The sequence below is a fragment of the Sphingomonas sp. genome (assembly GCF_965200135.1).
In the GTDB taxonomy this organism is placed as follows: domain Bacteria; phylum Pseudomonadota; class Alphaproteobacteria; order Sphingomonadales; family Sphingomonadaceae; genus Sphingomonas.
This window is the reverse complement of the sequence record NZ_CBDATK010000006.1, coordinates 281,920-301,267: the sequence shown is the minus strand read 5'-3', so window position 1 is coordinate 301,267 and position 19,348 is coordinate 281,920. Positions and strand designations below refer to the sequence as shown.

Here is a 19,348-nt window from a genome sequence, read left to right as displayed (position 1 = left end):
CCTCGGGCGCAAAGCCCGTCCATGTCCTCCTACCCCGCCGTCCGCCTGCGCCGCACCCGCGCCAGCGCTTGGAGCCGCCGCCTCCATGCCGAGACCACGCTGACCCCCGCAGACCTGATCTGGCCGCTGTTCATCACCGCTGGTGACGCCGAGGAGCCGATCGCCAGCCTGCCCGGCGTATCGCGCTGGCCGGTCGCCGGCATCGTCGCACGGGCTAGGGAAGCGCGCGACCTCGGCATCCCGTGCATCGCGCTGTTCCCCAACACCCCACCCGATCGCAAGAGCGAGCGGGGCGACGAGGCGCTCAATCCCGACAACCTGATGTGCCGGGCGATCCGCGCGTTGAAGGACGCGGTGCCCGAGGTCGGCGTCCTCACCGACGTGGCGCTCGATCCCTACACCACGCACGGCCATGACGGGCTGGTCGACGCCGCCGGCTATGTCGTCAACGACACGACGGCGGAAATGCTGGTCGCGCAGGCGCTCAATCAGGCGGCGGCGGGCGCCGACGTCATCGCGCCGTCCGACATGATGGACGGCCGCGTCGGCCTGATCCGCGCCGCGCTGGAGGCGGACGGCCACCACAACGTCCAGATCATGGCCTATGCCGCCAAATACGCCAGCGGCTTCTACGGCCCGTTCCGCGACGCGGTCGGCAGCCGTGGCCTGCTGAAGGGCGACAAGAAGACCTATCAGATGGATGCGGCCAACGCGCAGGAGGCGCTGCGAGAGGTCGCTCTCGACCTCGCCGAGGGCGCCGACAGCGTGATGGTCAAGCCGGGCCTGCCCTATCTCGACATTGTCGTGCGCGTGCGGGAGCGGTTCGGCGTGCCCGTCTTCGCCTATCAGGTGTCGGGCGAGTACGCGATGATCGAAGCGAGCGTCGCCGCCGGTGCCGGCGAGCGCGACGCGCTGGTGCTGGAGACGCTGTTGGCGTTCAAGCGCGCCGGCTGCTCGGGCGTGCTGACCTACCACGCCGCCCACGCGGCGCGGCTGCTCGGCGCTTGATCGAGACCGACCGCCTGATCCTCCGCCCGTGGTGCGAGGGCGACAAGCCGGGGTTCGCGGCGGTGGTCAACACACCGGCGATGATGACGCATTTCGGTGGCGTGCGCCCACGCGCCGAGATCGACCCGCTGATCGACCAGCAGATGGCCAGCCAGGCGGCGGACGGCTGTTCGATGTGGGCGGTCGAACTGCGCGAGGCGGGCGACCTCGCCGGCATCTGCGGCGTGCGCTGGCAGCTGATCTATCCCGGCACGCCGGTGTTCGGCGAGCTGGAGATCGGCTGGCGCATCGGCGAACACTGGTGGGGGCAGGGGATCGCGCGCGAAGCGGCCGAAGCGAGCATCGCCTGGGCTTGGGCCAACACCACCGCGCCGCGCGTGGCCGCCTGGACGAGCATCGGCAACACACGGTCGTGGGGATTGATGGAGCGGCTGGGCATGCATCGCCTGCCGGATCTCGACTTCCACCACCCCAAGGTCGCGGCGGGCGATCCGGACGGCGCGATGATCGTCTATGCGATCGACCGGCTGGCATGATCGAGACGGAGCGGCTGGTGCTGCGCGACTGGACCGATCAGGACCGCGCCGCCTTCCACGCCATGAACAGCGATCCCCGCGTCATGGCGACGATCGGTCCGCCGCAGACCCGCGAGGAGGCGGACGCGGTCATCGACGACATGCGCGCGAAGAATCGGGAGGGGCTTGGCCTATGGGCGATCGAGCGTCGTGCGGATCGGCGCATGCTCGGGTTTTGCGGCATCGGCCACGCCCCCGCCGCGTCGCCGGTCGAGGGCGAACTGGAGATCGGCTGGCGGCTGGTGCACGATGCCTGGGGTCAAGGCTACGCGCGTGAGGCGGCAGAGGCTTCACTTGCCTGGGCGTGGACCCATACCGTCCGTGCGAAGATCGTCGCGATCACCACGCCCGGCAACGTCCGTAGCTGGGGTCTGATGAAGCGGATCGGCATGACGCGGGTCGCGGACGGCGACTTCGATCATCCGGCGCTGGCCGAGGGCGATCCGCTCCGCCGCCACCTCACCTACACCATCGAACGGCCACGCTGATCGTCAGCCGGTCGGCAGCTTGGCGCTGAGCGCCGCGATCACCGCCGCCTGCCGCTCCGCCTCCGCCGCCGTCCGCGCGCGTACCGTCTCCAGCGCAGGATAGGGCGTCCCGACGCCGGCCGCCCGCTCGCCCGCCAGCGTCTCGGTATCGCTCGCCAGCGACGACGCCTGCGCGCGCCAGTCGTCCAGCGCCGCCAGCGCCGTCTGCGCGGTCAGCCAGGCGTCGCTCCCCACCGTCCGCGCGCCCGACGTGCCCGCCGCCCGTGTCGCGACCGCGGCATCGGCATCGAAGCCCCTGACCACTGCCGCCAGCTTGCCGGCGATCTCTCCCACCCGCGCATCGAGCGCGGGATCGGCGACGGTCGCCGCGGGCGGCGCGATCGCCGGCTCGTCGAAGCCCGCGCGTTCCGCGGCGCGCGGCGACAGCGACGGATAGCCGTCGTCCCGCGTATTGGTACAGGCGGACATGGTCAGGACGACGGCGAGGAGAGAACGCTTCATGGCGCCGGCCCTATGCCGCGCGAAACGACCACGCAACGCATCACGCCCTTGCATGGCCGCAAAACCGCTTCTATGGGCACCACTCTCAAGCGCCCGTAGCTCAGCTGGATAGAGCATCAGACTACGAATCTGAGGGCCGGGCGTTCGAATCGCTCCGGGCGCACCATTTTCCTTTGCTCGTATCGAGCCTTCCGAATTCCAGGAAGAAGCGCTTGGCGGCGCGATAGCGCGACGTCTACTGACCATCCGTAATGGACCGTATTCGGTCACCGTTGGTTTCGACGCGAGCCAGCGTCGTCGCGGCGGGTGGAGATGCTCATGACCGATCTCGACAATATCTCCGGCTACAAGGACGTGCTTACCGGCGAACGGGAGACGTCGGCCACCACCGGCGCCGCGCCGGTGCCGCCCGTGTCGGCGCCGGAACTCAGGAGCCTGCTCGCGATCGCGGTCGGAACGCTGGTGGTGGCGGCGCTGTACTTCGGCCAGGACGTGCTGATTCCGATCGTGCTCGCGGTGATGCTGTCGTTCGTCTTGTCGCCGGTGGTGGCGGTCCTTCAACGGCTGCGGCTCTGGCGCGCGCCCGCCGTCATCATCGCCGTGCTGGCGGCGCTCGGGATGCTCGGCGCGGTCGGCACGCTGATCGGCAGTCAGGCCGCGTCGCTCAGCGCCAACGCCCCTCAATACGCGCGCACGATCGAGGCGAAGGTACAGGGCGTCCAATCGTTCGCGGTCGGCCGGTTGGCGTCGATCACCAAGAGCCTGGGCGGTCACGCGCCACGCACCGCCGCGCCGGCGACCACCGTCGCCGACCCCGCGGCCGCCGCCACCCGGCCGGTCGCGGTGCGGGTGGTCGAGGAGCGGACGTCGCCGCTCACGATCGCGATGACGGTGCTGGCGCCGGTCCTCGGGCCGCTGGAAACGACCATTCTCGTCCTGATCGTCGCCATCTTCGTGTTGATGCAGAAGGAGGATTTGCGCGACCGGATGATCCGGCTGTTCGGGTCGAACGACCTTCACCGCACCACCCGCGCGATGGACGATGCCGGGCAGCGGCTGAGCCGCTATTTCCTTTCACAGCTGGCGGTGAACACCTGTTTCGGCATCATCATCGGCATCGGGCTATGGGCGATCGGCGTGCCTTCGCCGGCGATGTGGGGGGTGATGGCGGGGCTGCTCCGCTTCGTGCCGTATATCGGCGCGCTGATCGCGGCGGTGGCGCCGGCGGCGCTGGCGGCGGCGGTCGACCCGGGCTGGACGATGGCGATCGAGGTCGTCGTGCTGTTCGCGGTGGTCGAGCCGCTGACCGGCTATGTCGTCGAGCCGCTGCTCTACGGCCACTCGACGGGGTTGTCGCCGGTATCGGTGATCGTGTCGGCGATCTTCTGGACGTGGCTGTGGGGACCGATCGGTCTCATCATGTCGACGCCGTTGACGCTATGCCTGGTGGTGATGGGGCGGCATGTTAAGAGCCTGGAGTTCTTCGACGTGCTCCTCGGGGACCGACCCGCGCTGACCCCGGTCGAGACCTTTTACCAGCGCGTCCTCGCCAACAATCCCGACGAGGCCCTGGCGCAGGCGGAGGCGCTGCTGACCGACCGCTCGTTGCTCGCCTATTATGACGACGTAGCCCTTGCCGGATTGCGGCTCGCGGTCGAGGATCAGGCGCGCGGCACCATCGACCACCGCCGCCAGGTCGAGATGACGCGCACGATGCAATATGTCGTGGCGGAGCTCGGCGAAGATGCGGACATCCCGCGGCCGGTCGCGGGTGCCGGCCGCGTGGTATGCGTCGCCGGCAGCGGATCGTTCGACGAGGCGGTCACCGCCATGCTGGCGCAATTGCTCTCCATCAACGGGCTGGCGACGCAGACGGTCGCCAACGGTCAGACCTCGCGCGATGCGATCGCGACGCTGGACCTCGACGACGTGACGGTAATCGCCATTTCCTATCTCGAAGTGGAAGGCTCACCGGCGCAGCTGCGTTACCTCATCAAGCGGCTGCGCGCCAAGGCACCCGGCGCGCGCGTCGTCGTGGGGTTGTGGCCGCAGGGCGAGGCTGCCTTGAGCGACGCCGCGATCCAGCGCGCGATCGGCGCCGATCGCTACGCCGGCTCGCTCGCCGACGCGGTCGAGGCGATTTCGGAGGAGGCGTCCGCGATCAGGCAAGCCGCCTGACCGACCGGATCTGCCGGCCGCCGACCATGCGACCATGATCGTGGCACCCTCCGGTGGCTGGCGCGACCTGGACATTAGACTTCGTCATCGGCAAATCGCCGGCGCGCTTGGACGGATCGTCGATCGTGGCACCGGCCGCGGGAAGGCTACGCGGGTCATCCGATCACGCGGGCGCATGGGTGAGAGGGAACGGGTTGGACGAACAGGATCGGCTCTGGCGCACCGAGCGGGCGGAGCGGTTCAGCGTTCTCGTCGACGCCGAACGCTATTTCGAGGTCGCCCGCGTCGCGCTGCTCCAGGCACGATCGCGGATCATGCTCATCGGCTGGGACTTCGACGCGCGGATCAAGCTCAGCGGCGACGAGCGCGGCGAGGGCGAGCCCGCCACGATCGGCGAGTTTCTCTATTGGCTCGTCGAGCGCACCCCGACGCTGGAGCTGTATCTCCTGCGCTGGGACGTCGGCGCGCTCAAGTCGCTGTTCCGCGGCTCCACCGTCTTCACGGTGCTGAAATGGATGCGGCATCCCCGCATCCATACGAAGCTGGACGGGCACCACCCGACCGGCGGGTCGCACCATCAGAAGGTCGTTTCGATAGACGACTGTTTCGCCTTCTGTGGCGGCATCGACATGACCAGCGAGCGTTGGGACACGCGCGGTCATCGTGACGAGGAGCCGAGGCGGCGGACGCCGGCGGGCAAGCCCTACAAGCCGTGGCACGACGCGACCACTGCGCTGTCCGGCCCGGCCGCCGCCGCGCTGGCCGAGCTATGCCGTGGCCGTTGGGCGAGCGCCACGGGCGAGCGGCTGGCACCGGTCAAGCCCGAGGGCGATTGCTGGCCCGCCAACCTCGACGCCGATCTTGAGCATGTCGAGGTCGGGATCGCACGGACCGTGCCCGACATGCCCGACCAAGAGGCGGTCCACGAAATCGAGCGATTGTTCCTGCATCAGATCGCGGAGGCGCGGCGCACCGTTTATATCGAGAGCCAGTATTTCGCGTCGCGCAAGGTCGCCGAGGCGATCGCCGTACGGCTGCAGGAAGCGGACGGACCGGAGTTCGTCATCGTCAACCCGACCTCGGCCGAGGGCTGGCTGCAATCGCTCGCGATGGACGGCGCGCGTGCACGGTTGATGAAGGCGTTGCGACAGGTCGATCGCCATGGGCGTTTGGCGATGTATCATCCCTTCACCGCGGGCGGTGAGCCGATCTATGTCCACGCCAAGATCATGGTGGTCGACGGCGCGTCGATCAGGGTCGGGTCGGCGAACATCAACAACCGCTCGATGCGGCTCGACAGCGAATGCGATGTGCTGATCGCGGACGGCGACCGGGTGGGCGAGCAGGCGACGGCGCTTCGTAACGGCCTGATCGCGGAGCATCTCGGCATGGAGGCCGCGCACGTCGGCGCGACGATCGACACGCACGGTCTGATCGGCGCGATCGAGGCGTTACGTGGGAATCGCCGCTCGCTCCGGCCCTACGAACTGCCTGACCTCGGCGACGCGGGCAGATGGCTGGCGGACAACGAACTGCTCGATCCCGAAGGTCCCGACGAGATGTTCGAGCCGCTGAGCGATCGCGGCCTGTTCCGGCGGCGCTGGTTCGCGCGCGCCGCTCGTTAGCTGGCGCCCTGAAACACCGCGCTGCTCACCCGCACCGGACGGCAATCAGCCATCTTCTCCGGCCGCGGAGAATCGCAACCGATCGTGAGTCTCTAACAGGCGCTCGCGCTCCTCACCGAAGGCAAGGCAGGCGCGCAACCCGGTGCTTCCCGTCCGGGTTCGGAAAAAGCTTGATGGCCCCCACGTCGCACTCAGAGGGAGCGAGGTTGCCAACCACGTTCGACCCTCGCCTGAAAGAAGTCGGGTCAGCGCCCTCTACGCGACGAGCAGACGTAAGGTTCAGCGCTGATGGCAGGGTCACGCATTCTGGTGACTGAGGACGAATGTCATGTGGCCGCCGATCTGCGCGCCTTGCTCAGCATAGCTGGGGCGAGGTGATCGGGCCGGTGCCTACCATCGCTCGGGCCCGCATCATGATCGACGCCGTCCTGCTCGACATCAACCTGCGTTGCGACATGGCGTACGATCCCGCCGACGAGTTGCGGGCGGACGATATCCCGTTTGCATTCGTGACGGGCTACGATCGTTCCGTGTTGCCGGATCGTTTCGCGCGCCTTCCGGCAGCGCCGAAGCCGCTCGGCGCGGAGCAACTCGTGGCGCTGCTGTTCTCGCTCTTGCGACCGACCGAGGTCGCCGACGCGCCTCGATAGGCGCGGCGCTGCTCGGCGCCCGGCGAGCACGCCCGCCATGTTGCCGGGCCGGCTGTCTGGTTGCGACGGGCCTTCTTGCTCGTCAAATGTCCCCCGCGATGGCTGGCGAGCGGGCATAGATCGCATCCAGCACCTCGGCCACCCGCACCAGTTGGTCGGCCTCGTTCGAGAAGCGCTCCCCCGCCGCCAGCCGCCGCGCCCAGTCGGCCCCGGCGCGACCACCCCACTCGTCCGGCCCCGCAGTCAGTCGCTCGGTACGCGTCCCGGTCAGCCGCTCGGCGGCGAAGTCGTAGAAGCTGCCACCGACGTTACGCAGCCGCCCGCCGCCGGCGGTGCCGTAAAAGGCCGCCTCGATCACCGCCTCCTGTCCCGCCTGCAACCGCCACGAACAGGTCAGCCGCACCATCGTACCGTCCGCCAGCCGGAACTGCGCCGCCGCGTAATCTTCCACCGCATCGCCGGTGAGCGGCCGCCCGTCCGCCAGCAATTGCGCCGTTACCGGCCCATCGAACGCCGGAAACCCGAGCGCCCACAATGCGAGATCGACCAGATGGACTCCCAGATCCATCACGCAGCCGCCGCCCGACTGCGCCCTGTCGTAGAACCACGGCTTGTCGGGACCGTAAGCGTTGTGGAAGGTGAGATCGACGGCGAACACCCGCCCCAGCACGCCGTCGCGGACCAGCGGCGCGATCGCTTTCATCCCGGCCGTGTAGCGGTATGAAAAGTCGACCGAAAGCAGCCGATCCGCCCGCCGCGCCGCCTCGACGACCCGCGCCGCCTCCGCCGCGTCACGCCCGAGCGGCTTCTGGCAGAACACCGCTGCGCCGGCGTCCAGCGCGCGGATCGACTGCTCGGCATGAAGCGCGGACGGCGTTGCGATGACGATACCGTCGAGTCCGAGCGCAAGCAGCGCGTCCAGACCGTCGACCACCACCGCACCGGGCGCGAGCGTCAGCGCCTCCGCCACCATCTCGGCCGACGGGTCCGCGACCGCCACCGCCTCGATCAGCCCGGTATCGAGCATCGCCGCCATCCGGTGCCGCCCGATCCAGCCGACGCCGAGAAAACCGACTCGCGGTCTGGTCATGCGCCGTACTCGATCACCGCCTTGACGAACCCCTCGGGCTTGTCCCGCGTCGCCGCCAGCGCCTCGCCCAGCCGCTCCAGCGGATAGCGATGCGTCAGCAGCGGCGCGAGATCGACCCGGCCCGATGCCACCGCCGCGACGCCCTCGCGCAGGCCCCGCATCTGCACCGCCGGATCACGTTCGTGCGCGTTCACGACGTCGATGCCCTTCCAGTTCCACATCTGCATCGACACCTGGCGCGGCCCGTCCTGATGATACCCCGCGACGATCAGCTTGCCGCCTTCCGCGACCAGTTCGCCTGCCAGATCGAGCGGCCATTGCTTGCCCACCGCCTCGATCACCCGCGCGCAGCCCGTGCCGCCGGTCAGCGCCATGACCTGCGCGATGATCGCGCCGTGGTCGTGCATCGGCACCACGTCGACGGCTCCATACCGTGTCGCCAGGTCGAGCGACTCCTGCCGGCGAGAGATCGCGATCACCCGCGCCCCCGCCTCGGTCGCCAGCCGCGTCAGCACCGCGCCGAGAAAGCCGATGCCGACGATCGCCACCCATTGGCCCGCCTGTATGTCCGACCGGCGAAAGATGTTCATCGCGCACCCCAGCGGCTCGCCGGGAAAGGGGCCGGCAAGGGCAGGGGGCAGCGTCACCAGCCGGTCCGCCCCGACAAGGTCATGTTCGGCGAAGCTCTTGCCCGACAGCGTCGTCACCCGGTCGCCGATCGCCACGCCCGCGACGCCGTCGCCCAGCGCCTCGACCACGCCCCAGCCCTCATGTCCCATGCCGCCCGGCTCGCCGGGGAAGCTGGACCAGGGTTGTCCCTCCCACGGTTCGACGTTGGAGGCACAAACCCCGCATCCCTCCAGCCGCACCCGCACCTCGCCCGGACCGGGCACCGGCACCGCGACATCGGTCGTCGTCATCGTCCCCGGCGCGGTCAGTACCGCGGCGCGCATCGTCTCGCTCACGCTCGTTCCTTTTTCCGTTCCGCGCGTTAGCGCTCCATGACCCCGCAGCCAGGCATGACCCAAACTCTCGCCACCAACATCGAACGGCTTGCCGATCGACGCCGCCGTGAGGAAGCCGACGCCAGCGCGACCAACCGGCTCGCGGGCCGGATCACCGCGTTCACCGGTTCCATGCTTTTCGTCGGCCTGCATGCATTGCTCTTCGGTGCGTGGATCGCCTGGAACCTGCTCGGCAGCCCGAAGTTCGACCCGAGCTTCGTGGTCTTGGCGATGATCGCTTCCGTCGAAGCGATCTTCCTGTCGACGTTCGTGCTCATCAGTCAGAACCGTCAGGCCGCCGTGTCCGACCACCGCGCCGACCTCGACCTCCACATCAGCCTGCTGACCGAACACGAGCTGTCGAAGCTGGCCGAACTCGTCGCGCGCATCGCCGAAAAGGTTGGCGTCGATCCGATGTCGAACGACCTCGCGGAGATCAGGGAAGACGTCGATCCCGAGCGCGTGCTCGACGCGCTGGAGAAACAGGAGGGATAGCTCACGCTACCGTGGCCGGCGCCATCACCGTCGCCGGGGCATAGCGCTCGATCATCTCCTGACAGAAATCCGCGAACGCCTGCGGCTCGCGCGCCGGGCTGGTGTGATGCGGTTCGACACCCAGATGCTCCGGCGTGAAGCAGAAGGTGACCGTGACGTCGAAGTCCGCCAGCGCCTCCATCTGCCGGTCGAACCAGCCCAGCGCGTCGTCGCGAAAGCGATCGGCCCAGCTCAGCCCCGTCCGCAGCTGTCTGGTTCCCAGCCGCTTCATCCACTCGACCGCATCGTCGAGGCGCGGATCGTGATAGTGGAACCACTGCATCAGCCCGATCCTGTCCGCCACCTTGGCATATTCGGCCAGCGCCGGCTTGGGCGTGCCATCGGGCCGGATCAGTCCCATGTAGAAATGCCGGTAATAGCTCGATCCCTCCGCCTCTCGGTGCCGCGTCGTCGCGCCCCATTCCATCGGCAGGTCGAACAGCGAATACCAGAAGACGCGCGGGACCCGCCCGAGCAGCAGCTCGGCGGTCTTCTGTACGCCGAACACCTGCACCTCCTCGGCGCCAAACGAGCCGACCCCGACCTCGGTCACCCACACCGGCAGGTGCGTCACCGCCTCGATCTCGGCTACTTTGTTCGGCCATTCGTGGATCGACCACAGGTTCCAGTCGAGTGGAAAGCCGTGGACCGCGACCACGTCGATCGCGTCCATCGCGCCGTGCGCCTCCATGCGGCGCACCCACAGCGGGTCGATCGGCGACATGCCGCCGAGCACGCGCGTGATGGCGGGATTGGCGCGCGCAATCGCGGTGCCTGCCCGCTTCACGGTATCGGCGAACACGCTCCAGTCGGGATCGAGTACCGGGTCCCAATGCGACTTGTTGTTGGGCTCGTTCCAGATCATCGCCGCTTCGACAGGCAAGCTCAGGCTCCTTTCGCGGGGTAGACGGCGCTCGGTCCGTGTTCGGCATAGGGCAGCGGCGCGACGCGGCAGAGATACACCTCGTTCTCGGGATGCGCCTCGATCGTGAAGCCGGCCGACCGCAGCATCGCCTCCGACGCGGCCCGGTTGGGCGCCCACCAGTTGGTCCAGTCGCCCGCGAAACGCCACTCGATGAAATGCATCTTGGGATAATCCGGATCATCGAAGAACGCCGGCGGGTCATAGCTGCCGGGCGTATGGAATGGATGGTCCTCGATCGGCGTCCAACCGGCCTTCGATCCCTGCTGCATCGTCTGGAAGAGCATCAGGTCGCCCGCGACATGCTCGCGGATCAGGTCGAGCGCCAGCAGCGGGTGCCGCAGGTGATACAGCACGCCCATGAAGATCACGAGATCGAACTTCTCGCCCAGCGCCCCCACGTCATAGACCGACAGGTTGCGGAACTCGACGTCGGCGAAACCAAGCGCCGCCGACGCCAGCCGCGCCTGCGCCAGGTAACGGTCGTCGGAATCGATCCCCACCACCCGCGCCGCGCCGCGCTTCGCCATTTCGACCGAATAGAACCCGGCGTTGCAGCCGATGTCTAGCACGGTCTTGCCGGTCAGGTCGGCGGGCAGCGCATCGGCGAACCGCGCATATTTGAAGCGCGGATAGTCGCCCAGGAAATGGTCGGGCGCGGTATGGATGCCGTGCCCCAGATCGATATTGTGGAACCAGGGCGCGAGGCGGTCCACCTCGTCGCGCAGCGTTTCGGCGTCCGCCATCAACCCACCTTCTCGTTCAGCCACAACAGTTTGGACCCCCAGTCGCCCCAGACCACGCCTGTAACCGAAGCGGGATCGATGTCGAATCGCAGCAGATGGTCGAGGCTCAGCCCCAGCACATGCGCGACGGCGGCCCGGATCATGTCCGAATGCGTCACCATCGCGACCGTCCCGCCCGCGCGCGCCGTCACGGCGAGATGACCGACGATCCGCGCCTGCGCCTCCGCCATGGTCTCGCCGCCGGGGATGCGCGCACTCGCCCGCCGCTCGTTCCAGGCGCGCCATGCCGGGTCGTCGCCGAAGCTGTCGAGCTCGCGTCCGGTCCATTCGCCCATGTCGATCTCGATCAGCGCGTCGACCGGGGCGGGGGCGGGTAGGGGACAGGCGGTTGTGATCGCTGCCGCGGTGGCGCGGGTGCGGTCGAGCGGGCTGCATTCCACGCGATCGATCCCGCGCCCTGCCAACCGTTCGCCCAACGCCGACGCCTGCCCGCGTCCGGCATCGCTCAGCGCAACGCCCGGGCGGCGTCCCGACAGGCGTCGGTCCAGGTCGACATGCGCGGCGTGGCGCACGAGCAGGATCGTCGCCGTCACGTCACAAGTTCTCCGCAGGATTTAACATGGGTTGCACTGAATTACGGAGGTCGCGGTTGCCAGCGGCGTCAGCAGGAACAAAGAAGAAGAAGCTCCGTTCCCGAACGGGCGTAAGGACATGATAAGGGGGCAGGCGCGTCTGATGCAATCGATGTTGATAGGCGGCGGGGTCGCGGCATGAGTGAAACTGTCCTCGTGACCGGCGGCGCCGGTTTCATCGGCCGCTTCGTGGTCGAGGAGCTGCTTCGCCGCGGCAACCAGGTGCGCGTGCTCGACAGCGTCATCGCGCAGGTCCACGGCGTCGTCGACGGCACCGCGCTGCTTAACCGCGACGCCGAGCTGATCCGCGCCGACGTGCGCGACGGCGATGCCGTTTCGCGCGCGCTTGCCGGCGTCGACAGCGTCGTCCACCTCGCCGCCGAGGTCGGCGTCGGCCAGTCGATGTACGAGGTCGAACGGTACACTTCGACCAACGACGTCGGCACGGCCGTGCTGTTCGAAAAGCTGATCGACCAGCCCGTCCGCCGCATCGTCACCGCCTCGTCGATGTCGATCTATGGAGAGGGCCTTTATCACGACGCCGACGGTGCCGGTGTCGAAGACGCCGACCGCCCGAACCTGCGCGACGGCCTCACCCAATGGGACCCCACCGACGCGCAGGGCCGCCCCCTGACCCCGGTCGCCACGCCCGAGTGGAAGCGCCCGGCGTTGTCGTCGATCTATGCGCTGAACAAATACGTGCAGGAGCGCACCACCCACATCATGGGCGCGCCCTATGGCATCGAGAGCGTCTGCCTGCGTCTGTTCAACGTCTATGGTCCGGGGCAAGCACTCTCCAATCCCTACACCGGCGTGCTCGCGATCTTCGCCTCGCGGCTGCTCAACGGCCAGCCGCCGATGATCTTCGAGGATGGCGAACAGCGCCGCGACTTCGTCCATGTGACGGACGTCGCGCGCGCGTTCGCCGACGCGCTGACGCTGCCCGCGGCAGTCGGCGGCACCTTCAACATCGGCTCGGGCCATCACCGCTCGATCCGCGAAGTCGCGACCGAACTCGCCCGCGCAATGGGCAAGAACGATCTTGAGCCGGAGATCGTCGGCAAGGCACGGATCGGCGACATCCGCCACTGCTTCTGCGACACGACGCTCAGCGAGCAGCGGCTCGGCTTCGCGGCGCGACAGGATTTCGGCGAAGGGCTGGCCGAACTCGCCGGCTGGGTCGCCGAACAGACCGCCACCGACAATGTCGACCAGATGCGCCGGGAGCTGGAGCAGCGGGGACTGGTGGCGTGACTCAGCCGGTCCTCGTCACCGGCGGCGCCGGGTTCATCGGGGCCAACCTCGTCGACCGCCTGGCGGCCGACGGCCATCGCGTCCGCGTCCTCGACGCGCTCAGCCGCCCCGGCACCGAGCACAACCTCACCTGGCTCCGGTCGCGTCACGGCGACGCGATCGAGTTCGTCCACGCCGACATCCGCGACCGCGCTGCGGTCATCGCGGCGGTGGCCGACGTGCAGGCCGTGTTCCACTTCGCCGCCCAGGTCGCCGTCACCACCAGCCTCGACGATCCGCAGGCGGATTACGACATCAACATCGGCGGCACCTTTTCATTGCTGGAGGCGCTGCGGCGGTGTGGCGGCGACGTTCCGCTGATCTTCGCCTCGACCAACAAGGTCTATGGTGACCTCGCCGACCTCGACTTCGTGCGCGAGCACGACGCCTATGTCCCCGCCGATCCGGACGTTCGCGCGCACGGCATCGGCGAAGCGCGCCCGCTCGACTTCCACACTCCCTATGGCGTGTCGAAGGGCGCGGCGGACCAGTACGTGCTCGACTACGCCCGCAGCTTCGGCGTGCCGACCTGCGTACTCCGCATGAGCTGCATCTACGGTCAGCGACAGATGGGCACGGAAGATCAGGGCTGGGTCGCGCACTTCCTGATCCGCGCGCTGGAGAACCGCCCGATCACGCTTTACGGCGACGGGTATCAGGTGCGCGACATCCTCGACGTGTCGAACGCGGTCGACGCGTACATGCAGGCGTGGCACCGGATCGACGCGGTCAGCGGACGCGCGTTCAACCTCGGCGGCGGCCCCGCCAACGCCGTGTCGCTGCGCCAGCTGCTCGCGCACATGGGCGACCTCGTCGGCCACGAGGTCGCGGTCGAGTGGAGCGACTGGCGCGCCGGCGACCAGCGCTATTTCGTCGCGGACACCCGTGCGGCGGAAGCGGCACTGGGCCTGGCGCCCAAGGTGGCGTGGCAGGACGGCGTCGCGACGCTGGCGCGGTGGCTGGCCGCCGAACGCCGCCTCAACCTGCCGATCGACGTTGAGCCCCAGCGACTGGCGTAATGAAGGTCCTGATGACATGCGACGCCGTCGGCGGTGTCTGGCAATACGCCAACGACCTGTCGCGCGCGCTGGCGAGCGAAGGCGTGGAAATAGTCCTCGCGGTGCTCGGCCCCTGTTCGCTCTCTTCTGAAGGGCACAGGGGAGTCACGACCATATTATCCACCGACCTCCCCCTCGACTGGCTCGCCTCCGGGCCGCAGGAAGTCCTCCACGCCGGCCGTGCGATCGCCGCCCTCGCTGCCGAACACGAGGTCGATCTGATCCACCTCAACTCCCCCGCGCTGGCCGCCGCCGGTTCCTTCCCCACGTCGGTGGTCGCGGTCGCGCACGGCTGCGTCGGCACCTGGTTCGCCGCCCAGCACGAGGAGGTGCCCGCCGACCTCGCCTGGCACGTCGATCTCGTCCGCGCCGGCCTGAACGTGGCGGACGCCGTCGTCGCGCCCAGCGCCGGGTACGCCGCCGCCGTCCGGGATCGTTACGATCTCGGATCGACACCACAGGTCGTCCACAACGGCCGCACGCCGGCGGCACTGCCCGATATTCCCCCGTCCGATCACGTCTTCACCGCCGGCCGTCTCTGGGACCGCGTCAAGAATGCCGGTTTGCTGGACGAGGTCGCGGCGCTGCTCCCGGTCCCCTTCCGCGCCGCCGGCCCGGTCACCGCTCCGCATGGCGAGACCTTCACCGCCCGTCACCTGGCCCTGTTGGGCGTCCTCGACGAGCCCGACCTCGCCGCCGAATACGCGCAGGCCCCGATCTTCGTCGCCGCCGCCATGTTCGAGCCGTTCGGCCTCGCCGTGCTCGAAGCCGCGCAGGCCGGCTGCCCGCTCGTCCTTTCCGGCATCGACACTTTTAGCGAATTGTGGACGGGTGCCGCGCTCCTCGTCACCGACGATGAACCGCAAGCCTACGCCGCCGCGATCGAGCGTATCCGTTTCGAACCCGGTCTCCGCCAGCATTTATCCGAGGGCGCCCGTACCCGCGCAACCCGCTACACCCCGGCCGCGATGGCGCAGGGCATGCTCGCCATCTACCGCGACCTTCTCGCCCAGCCGGAGCGCCGCGCCGCGTGAACATCGTCTACTTCACGCACTCGCTGCGTTCCTGCTGGAACCACGGCAACGCCCATTTCCTGCGCGGTGTCCTGCGCGAGTTGCAGATATTGGGGCACCACGTCCGCGCGCTGGAGCCGGCCTCCAACTGGAGCCTCGACAACCTTCTCGCCGACGCGGGCGAGGCAGGGCTCACCGCCTTCAACGACGCCTATCCCGACCTGCGCCCGGAAACCTATGCCGCCGACACGGACCCGACGGCGCTGGTCGAGGGCGCCGACCTCGTCATCGTCCACGAGTGGAACGACCCGACGCTGGTCGCCGCGATCGGTGATCTCCGCAAGCGCGGTGGCGACTTCCGCCTGCTGTTCCACGACACGCATCACCGCGCCGTCAGCGCGCCCGAGGAGATGCAGGCGTTCGACCTGTCCGACTATGACGGCGTGCTCGCGTTCGGTGAGACGTTGAGCGAGGTCTATCGCGGCTGGGGCTGGGCGGGCCGCGTCTGGACCTGGCACGAGGCCGCAGACACGCGGCTCTTCCATCCACCTGCGATCGAAGGCGACCGCGACGGCGTCGTCTGGATCGGCAACTGGGGCGACGGCGAGCGCACCGCCGAGCTAGAACGCTTTCTCTTCAAGCCGGTGCAAGCCACCGGCATGTCACTCGACATCTACGGCGTTCGCTACCCGGACGACGCGCGCGCGACGCTTACCCGCTACGGCGCGCGCTACCACGGCTGGGCACCGAACGCCCGCGCGCCGGCCATCTTCGCCCGTCACCTGGCGACCGTGCATGTCCCGCGGCGTTACTACACCACGATCCTGCCCGGCATCCCGACGATCCGCGTCTTCGAGGCGCTGGCTTGCGGCATTCCGCTGATTTCCGCGCCGTGGAACGACAGTGAGCAGCTGTTCCGTCCCGGCAACGACTTCCTCGTCGCTCACGACGGCGGCGAGGTTGAGCACAACCTCACCATGTTACGTGGCGATCCCGCCAGACGGTCAGAGCTGATCGCCGCCGGGCTGGAAGCGATCTGCGCCCGCCACACCTGCACTCACCGCGCCCACGAACTGCTCGCCATCGCCACCAGACTCGACCTGCCCGCAAGGAACGCCGCGTGAAGATTGCTTTCTACGGCTCCAGCCTCGTCTCTTCCTACTGGAACGGTGCCGCGACCTATTACCGCGGCATCCTCCGCGCGCTGGCCGGTCACGGCTATGACATCACCTTCTACGAACCCGACGCCTTCGACCGCCAACAGCACCGCGACATCGACCCGCCCGGCTATGCGAAGAGCGTCGTCTACCCCGCCACGACCGAGGGCCTTCGCACGGTGCTCGCCGAAGCGGGCCACGCCGACATCGTCGTCAAGGCGTCGGGAGTCGGCGTGTTCGACCGCGAGCTGCTCGAAGGCATCCTCGACCACGGCCATGACCGTGCGCTCAAGATCTTTTGGGACGTCGACGCCGCCGCGACGCTGGACGAGATGCGCGTCGATCCCGGCCACCCGGTGCTCGGCGCGCTCGACGAGCTGGACATGGTGCTTACCTATGGCGGCGGGCCGCCGGTGGTCGACGCCTATCTCGGCTTCGGCGCCAAGCAGTGCATCCCCGTCTACAACGCGCTCGACCCCGAGACGCACCATCCGGTCGCCCCCGACGAGCGCTTCGCCTGCGACCTCGCGTTCCTCGGCAATCGCCTGCCCGACCGCGAGGCCCGCGTGGAGGAGTTCTTCCTCCGCCCCGCCGCGCTGCTCGCCGGGCAGCGGTTCCTGATCGGCGGCAACGGCTGGGAATCCAAGGACATGCCGGCCAATGTTCGCCACCGGGGTCATGTCTACACAGCCGAGCACAACGCCTTCAACTGCACGCCCCGCGCCGTCCTCAACGTCGCGCGCGACTCGATGGCGAATATCGGCTTCAGCCCGGCGACGCGCGTGTTCGAGGCCGCGGGTGCCGCCGCCTGCCTCATTACCGACGCATGGGAGGGCATCGAGCAGTTCCTGATCCCCGATCGCGAGGTCCTGGTCGCCCGCGACGGCCGGGACGTTGCCGATCACCTCGCGGCACTCACCCCCGATCGCGCCCGGACGATCGGGCAGGCGGCACTCGCGCGGGTACTGGCCGAGCACACCTATGCGCTGCGCGGCGTCCAGGTCGACCGCCTGTTCCGCGAGCATGTCGCCCGTTCCCGCGAGGCCGCGTGAAGCTCGTCGTCCTCGGTCTGTCGCTCAGCTCGTCCTGGGGCAACGGCCACGCGACGACGTTCCGCGCGCTGCTCAAGGCGTTCGCCGCGCGCGGGCACGACGTCCTGTTCCTCGAACGCGACGTGCCCTGGTACGCAGACCAGCGCGACCTGACCGACCCCGACTGGTGCCGGCTCGCCTTCTATCGCGACCTCGACGACCTGCATGGATGGGCGAGCGACGTCGCACAGGCCGATGCGGTGATCGTCGGCTCCTACGTTCCCGACGGCGTCGAGGTCGGTCGGTGGGCGCAGCGTACCGCGCGCGGCGTCACCGCGTTCTACGACATCGACACTCCAGTCACGCTCGCCAAGCTGGCGCGCGGCGACCACGAGTATCTCAGCCCCGAACTGATCCCCGGCTACGACGTCTATCTGTCGTTCACCGGCGGCCCGACGCTGCGCCACATCGAGCAGCATTACGGCAGCCCCGCCGCCCGCGCGCTATATTGCAGCGTCGATCCGCACGGCTACCGGCCGACCGGCGCGGCCAGGCGCTGGGACCTGTCCTATCTCGGCACCTACAGCGACGATCGCCAGCCGACGCTGACCCGGCTGCTGATCGACGCCGCCCGCGCCGCCCCGGACCGCCGCTTCGTCGTCGCCGGCCCGCAATACCCTGACACGATCGACTGGCCCGCCAATGTCGAGCGGATCGATCACCTGCCGCCCAGCGAGCACGCCGCCTTCTATTCCGCCTCGCGCTGGACGCTGAACGTCACCCGCGCCGACATGATCGCGCGCGGCTGGTCGCCGTCGGTGCGGCTGTTCGAGGCCGCGGCCTGCGCGACGCCGATCGTCTCGGATCGCTGGGACGGGCTCGATCGGTTGCTGGCGCCCGATCGCGAGATCGTGCTCGCCGACACCACCGCCGACGTCCTCGCCGCGCTCGACCGCACCGACGCGGTCGCGATCGGCGAGGCGGGGAGGGCGCGGGTCCTGGCCGAACACACCGCCGCGCACCGTGCCGCCGAACTCGAAGCCCACCTGCTGGCGGCGACAAGCGCGACGAGAGCCGCCGCCTAATCCCGCTCCGCCGCGACCAGCGCCAGCACCCGCGCCGCCAGCTCCGCGCGGCAGATCAGCAGGTCCGGCAACAGCGGGTCCGCGCAATTGTAGCGCAGCGCCGCGCCATCGATTCGCGACGCATGCAGCCCCGCCGCCACCGCCACCGCCACCGGCGCGCAATTGTCCCACTCATATTGCCCACCGTCATGGAGGTAGATGTCAGCGCGGCCGTCGACCACCGCCATCGCCTTGGCCCCCGCCGAGCCCATCCCGATCAGCTCGGCGTCGAGTGCGGCCGCCACCCGCTCGACCAGCGGCGTGCACCGCGTCCGGCTCGCCACCAATCGCAGGCGGTCGGGCAGCGGCGCTTGGGCAACCGGCGGATCGTCGGTCGCATGCACCTTGTCGCGCATCGGCAGCGCCACCGCGCCCGCCGTCGCGACGCCGTCGATCGCCAGCCCGACATGCACCGCCCAATCGTCGCGCCCGTCGGCATAGTCGCGCGTGCCGTCGAGCGGATCGACGATCCACACCCGCCGCTCGGCGCACCGCCGCCGGTCGTCGACCGCTTCCTCCGACAGGATGAAGTCGCTCGGCCGCGCGACCCGCAGCCGCTCGATCAGCAGGTCGTTCGCCGCCCGGTCGCCCAGCGCGCCGAGCGCGGCACCCTCGAACCCGCTGCCGTCGCGCAGATGGCGAAGCAGCGCCCCCGCCTCAGCCGCAGCCGCGCGTGCCAATGCCGCGTCATCCAGCCCTGACCAGTCCATCCATATGGA

General features: G+C 69.0%; 20 protein-coding genes and 1 tRNA gene. 14 read left to right on the top strand and 7 right to left on the bottom strand.

What is annotated here, in order from left to right; genetic code table 11:
• Nucleotides 1-21: 21 nt before the first annotated feature.
• The 3 genes from hemB to ACOFKS_RS06045 are packed head-to-tail and all read left to right on the top strand — an operon-like array spanning nucleotide 22 to nucleotide 2,071.
• Nucleotides 22-1,008, top strand: a complete 987-nt coding sequence (gene hemB, locus ACOFKS_RS06055; protein ID WP_419808344.1) for a porphobilinogen synthase — start codon at nucleotides 22-24, stop codon at nucleotides 1,006-1,008.
• Nucleotides 1,005-1,544, top strand: coding sequence for a GNAT family N-acetyltransferase (locus tag ACOFKS_RS06050; RefSeq protein ID WP_419808343.1), 540 nt, complete (start codon nucleotides 1,005-1,007; stop codon nucleotides 1,542-1,544). The genes hemB and ACOFKS_RS06050 overlap by 4 nt, the downstream gene beginning before the upstream one ends.
• Complete coding sequence (locus ACOFKS_RS06045; protein ID WP_419808342.1) at nucleotides 1,541-2,071, top strand: GNAT family N-acetyltransferase; 531 nt, start codon at nucleotides 1,541-1,543, stop codon at nucleotides 2,069-2,071. Before ACOFKS_RS06050 ends, ACOFKS_RS06045 begins: the two co-directional genes overlap by 4 nt.
• Before the next feature lie 3 nt (nucleotides 2,072-2,074).
• On the opposite strand, the gene ACOFKS_RS06040 is transcribed toward ACOFKS_RS06045, so the two are convergent.
• Nucleotides 2,075-2,572 (bottom strand): hypothetical protein, encoded by a 498-nt coding sequence (locus ACOFKS_RS06040; protein WP_419808341.1) that lies wholly within the window; start codon nucleotides 2,570-2,572, stop codon nucleotides 2,075-2,077.
• An 89-nt stretch (nucleotides 2,573-2,661) separates the two neighbouring features.
• On the opposite strand from ACOFKS_RS06040, the gene ACOFKS_RS06035 reads away from it, so the two are divergent.
• The 4 genes from ACOFKS_RS06035 to ACOFKS_RS06020 all read left to right on the top strand — a co-directional run bounded on the left by ACOFKS_RS06035 (nucleotide 2,662) and on the right by ACOFKS_RS06020 (nucleotide 7,025).
• A tRNA-Arg gene (locus ACOFKS_RS06035) sits at nucleotides 2,662-2,738 on the top strand.
• A 152-nt stretch (nucleotides 2,739-2,890) separates the two neighbouring features.
• Nucleotides 2,891-4,750, top strand: a complete 1,860-nt coding sequence (locus tag ACOFKS_RS06030) for an AI-2E family transporter (protein ID WP_419808340.1) — start codon at nucleotides 2,891-2,893, stop codon at nucleotides 4,748-4,750.
• Nucleotides 4,751-4,944: 194 nt separating this feature from the next.
• A complete protein-coding gene (locus tag ACOFKS_RS06025) occupies nucleotides 4,945-6,375 on the top strand; it encodes a phospholipase D-like domain-containing protein (RefSeq protein WP_419808339.1) in 1,431 nt (476 codons plus the stop codon).
• A gap of 413 nt (nucleotides 6,376-6,788) precedes the next feature.
• Nucleotides 6,789-7,025, top strand: a complete 237-nt coding sequence (locus ACOFKS_RS06020; protein WP_419808338.1) for a hypothetical protein — start codon at nucleotides 6,789-6,791, stop codon at nucleotides 7,023-7,025.
• A gap of 82 nt (nucleotides 7,026-7,107) precedes the next feature.
• Here ACOFKS_RS06020 and ACOFKS_RS06015 read toward each other — a convergent pair whose 3' ends face one another.
• Entirely contained in the window at nucleotides 7,108-8,115 is a 1,008-nt protein-coding gene (locus tag ACOFKS_RS06015) for a Gfo/Idh/MocA family protein (RefSeq protein ID WP_419808337.1), read from the bottom strand.
• The gene (locus ACOFKS_RS06010; RefSeq protein WP_419808336.1) at nucleotides 8,112-9,080 is read right to left on the bottom strand and encodes an MDR/zinc-dependent alcohol dehydrogenase-like family protein; all 969 of its coding nucleotides are present in this window, start codon (nucleotides 9,078-9,080) and stop codon (nucleotides 8,112-8,114) included. The genes ACOFKS_RS06015 and ACOFKS_RS06010 overlap by 4 nt, the downstream gene beginning before the upstream one ends.
• A 36-nt stretch (nucleotides 9,081-9,116) precedes the next feature.
• Between ACOFKS_RS06010 and ACOFKS_RS06005 the strand changes: the two genes are divergently transcribed.
• The gene (locus ACOFKS_RS06005) at nucleotides 9,117-9,614 is read left to right on the top strand and encodes a DUF1003 domain-containing protein (RefSeq protein ID WP_419808335.1); all 498 of its coding nucleotides are present in this window, start codon (nucleotides 9,117-9,119) and stop codon (nucleotides 9,612-9,614) included.
• 1 nt (nucleotide 9,615) lies between these two features.
• Here ACOFKS_RS06005 and ACOFKS_RS06000 read toward each other — a convergent pair whose 3' ends face one another.
• From ACOFKS_RS06000 to ACOFKS_RS05990, 3 genes are read right to left on the bottom strand one after another with little or no spacing between them, the layout of a single operon-like run.
• A complete protein-coding gene (locus ACOFKS_RS06000; RefSeq protein WP_419808334.1) occupies nucleotides 9,616-10,536 on the bottom strand; it encodes a beta-xylosidase in 921 nt (306 codons plus the stop codon).
• 2 nt (nucleotides 10,537-10,538) lie between these two features.
• Nucleotides 10,539-11,321, bottom strand: coding sequence for a TIGR04290 family methyltransferase (locus ACOFKS_RS05995; RefSeq protein ID WP_419808333.1), 783 nt, complete (start codon nucleotides 11,319-11,321; stop codon nucleotides 10,539-10,541).
• Nucleotides 11,321-11,914, bottom strand: coding sequence for a histidine phosphatase family protein (locus ACOFKS_RS05990; protein WP_419808332.1), 594 nt, complete (start codon nucleotides 11,912-11,914; stop codon nucleotides 11,321-11,323). The genes ACOFKS_RS05995 and ACOFKS_RS05990 overlap by 1 nt, the downstream gene beginning before the upstream one ends.
• A 177-nt stretch (nucleotides 11,915-12,091) precedes the next feature.
• Between ACOFKS_RS05990 and ACOFKS_RS05985 the strand changes: the two genes are divergently transcribed.
• The 6 genes from ACOFKS_RS05985 to ACOFKS_RS05960 are packed head-to-tail and all read left to right on the top strand — an operon-like array spanning nucleotide 12,092 to nucleotide 18,590.
• Nucleotides 12,092-13,207, top strand: coding sequence for an NAD-dependent epimerase/dehydratase family protein (locus ACOFKS_RS05985; RefSeq protein ID WP_419808331.1), 1,116 nt, complete (start codon nucleotides 12,092-12,094; stop codon nucleotides 13,205-13,207).
• Nucleotides 13,204-14,265 carry an SDR family NAD(P)-dependent oxidoreductase gene (locus ACOFKS_RS05980; RefSeq protein WP_419808330.1) on the top strand — a complete coding sequence of 354 codons (1,062 nt, stop codon included), beginning with the start codon at nucleotides 13,204-13,206 and terminating at the stop codon, nucleotides 14,263-14,265. Before ACOFKS_RS05985 ends, ACOFKS_RS05980 begins: the two co-directional genes overlap by 4 nt.
• Nucleotides 14,265-15,338, top strand: coding sequence for a glycosyltransferase family 4 protein (locus tag ACOFKS_RS05975; RefSeq protein ID WP_419808329.1), 1,074 nt, complete (start codon nucleotides 14,265-14,267; stop codon nucleotides 15,336-15,338). Before ACOFKS_RS05980 ends, ACOFKS_RS05975 begins: the two co-directional genes overlap by 1 nt.
• The gene (locus ACOFKS_RS05970; RefSeq protein WP_419808328.1) at nucleotides 15,335-16,441 is read left to right on the top strand and encodes a CgeB family protein; all 1,107 of its coding nucleotides are present in this window, start codon (nucleotides 15,335-15,337) and stop codon (nucleotides 16,439-16,441) included. Before ACOFKS_RS05975 ends, ACOFKS_RS05970 begins: the two co-directional genes overlap by 4 nt.
• Complete coding sequence (locus ACOFKS_RS05965; protein WP_419808327.1) at nucleotides 16,438-17,526, top strand: CgeB family protein; 1,089 nt, start codon at nucleotides 16,438-16,440, stop codon at nucleotides 17,524-17,526. The genes ACOFKS_RS05970 and ACOFKS_RS05965 overlap by 4 nt, the downstream gene beginning before the upstream one ends.
• Entirely contained in the window at nucleotides 17,523-18,590 is a 1,068-nt protein-coding gene (locus ACOFKS_RS05960; protein WP_419808326.1) for a CgeB family protein, read from the top strand. The genes ACOFKS_RS05965 and ACOFKS_RS05960 overlap by 4 nt, the downstream gene beginning before the upstream one ends.
• Here the strand turns inward: ACOFKS_RS05960 and ACOFKS_RS05955 are convergent.
• Nucleotides 18,587-19,339 carry a 3'(2'),5'-bisphosphate nucleotidase CysQ gene (locus ACOFKS_RS05955; RefSeq protein WP_419808325.1) on the bottom strand — a complete coding sequence of 251 codons (753 nt, stop codon included), beginning with the start codon at nucleotides 19,337-19,339 and terminating at the stop codon, nucleotides 18,587-18,589. The two genes, ACOFKS_RS05960 and ACOFKS_RS05955, sit on opposite strands and share 4 nt — an antisense overlap.
• Nucleotides 19,340-19,348 lie beyond the last annotated feature (9 nt).

Coding starts and splice junctions, on each gene's coding strand:
- hemB (WP_419808344.1), top strand. CDS start 22: ATGTCCTCCTACCCCGCCGTCCGCCTGCGCCGCACCCGCGCCAGCGCT.
- ACOFKS_RS06045 (WP_419808342.1), top strand. CDS start 1,541: ATGATCGAGACGGAGCGGCTGGTGCTGCGCGACTGGACCGATCAGGAC.
- ACOFKS_RS06040 (WP_419808341.1), bottom strand. CDS start 2,572: ATGAAGCGTTCTCTCCTCGCCGTCGTCCTGACCATGTCCGCCTGTACC.
- ACOFKS_RS06030 (WP_419808340.1), top strand. CDS start 2,891: ATGACCGATCTCGACAATATCTCCGGCTACAAGGACGTGCTTACCGGC.
- ACOFKS_RS06020 (WP_419808338.1), top strand. CDS start 6,789: ATGATCGACGCCGTCCTGCTCGACATCAACCTGCGTTGCGACATGGCG.
- ACOFKS_RS06015 (WP_419808337.1), bottom strand. CDS start 8,115: ATGACCAGACCGCGAGTCGGTTTTCTCGGCGTCGGCTGGATCGGGCGG.
- ACOFKS_RS06005 (WP_419808335.1), top strand. CDS start 9,117: ATGACCCCGCAGCCAGGCATGACCCAAACTCTCGCCACCAACATCGAA.
- ACOFKS_RS05995 (WP_419808333.1), bottom strand. CDS start 11,321: ATGGCGGACGCCGAAACGCTGCGCGACGAGGTGGACCGCCTCGCGCCC.
- ACOFKS_RS05985 (WP_419808331.1), top strand. CDS start 12,092: ATGAGTGAAACTGTCCTCGTGACCGGCGGCGCCGGTTTCATCGGCCGC.
- ACOFKS_RS05975 (WP_419808329.1), top strand. CDS start 14,265: ATGAAGGTCCTGATGACATGCGACGCCGTCGGCGGTGTCTGGCAATAC.
- ACOFKS_RS05955 (WP_419808325.1), bottom strand. CDS start 19,339: ATGGACTGGTCAGGGCTGGATGACGCGGCATTGGCACGCGCGGCTGCG.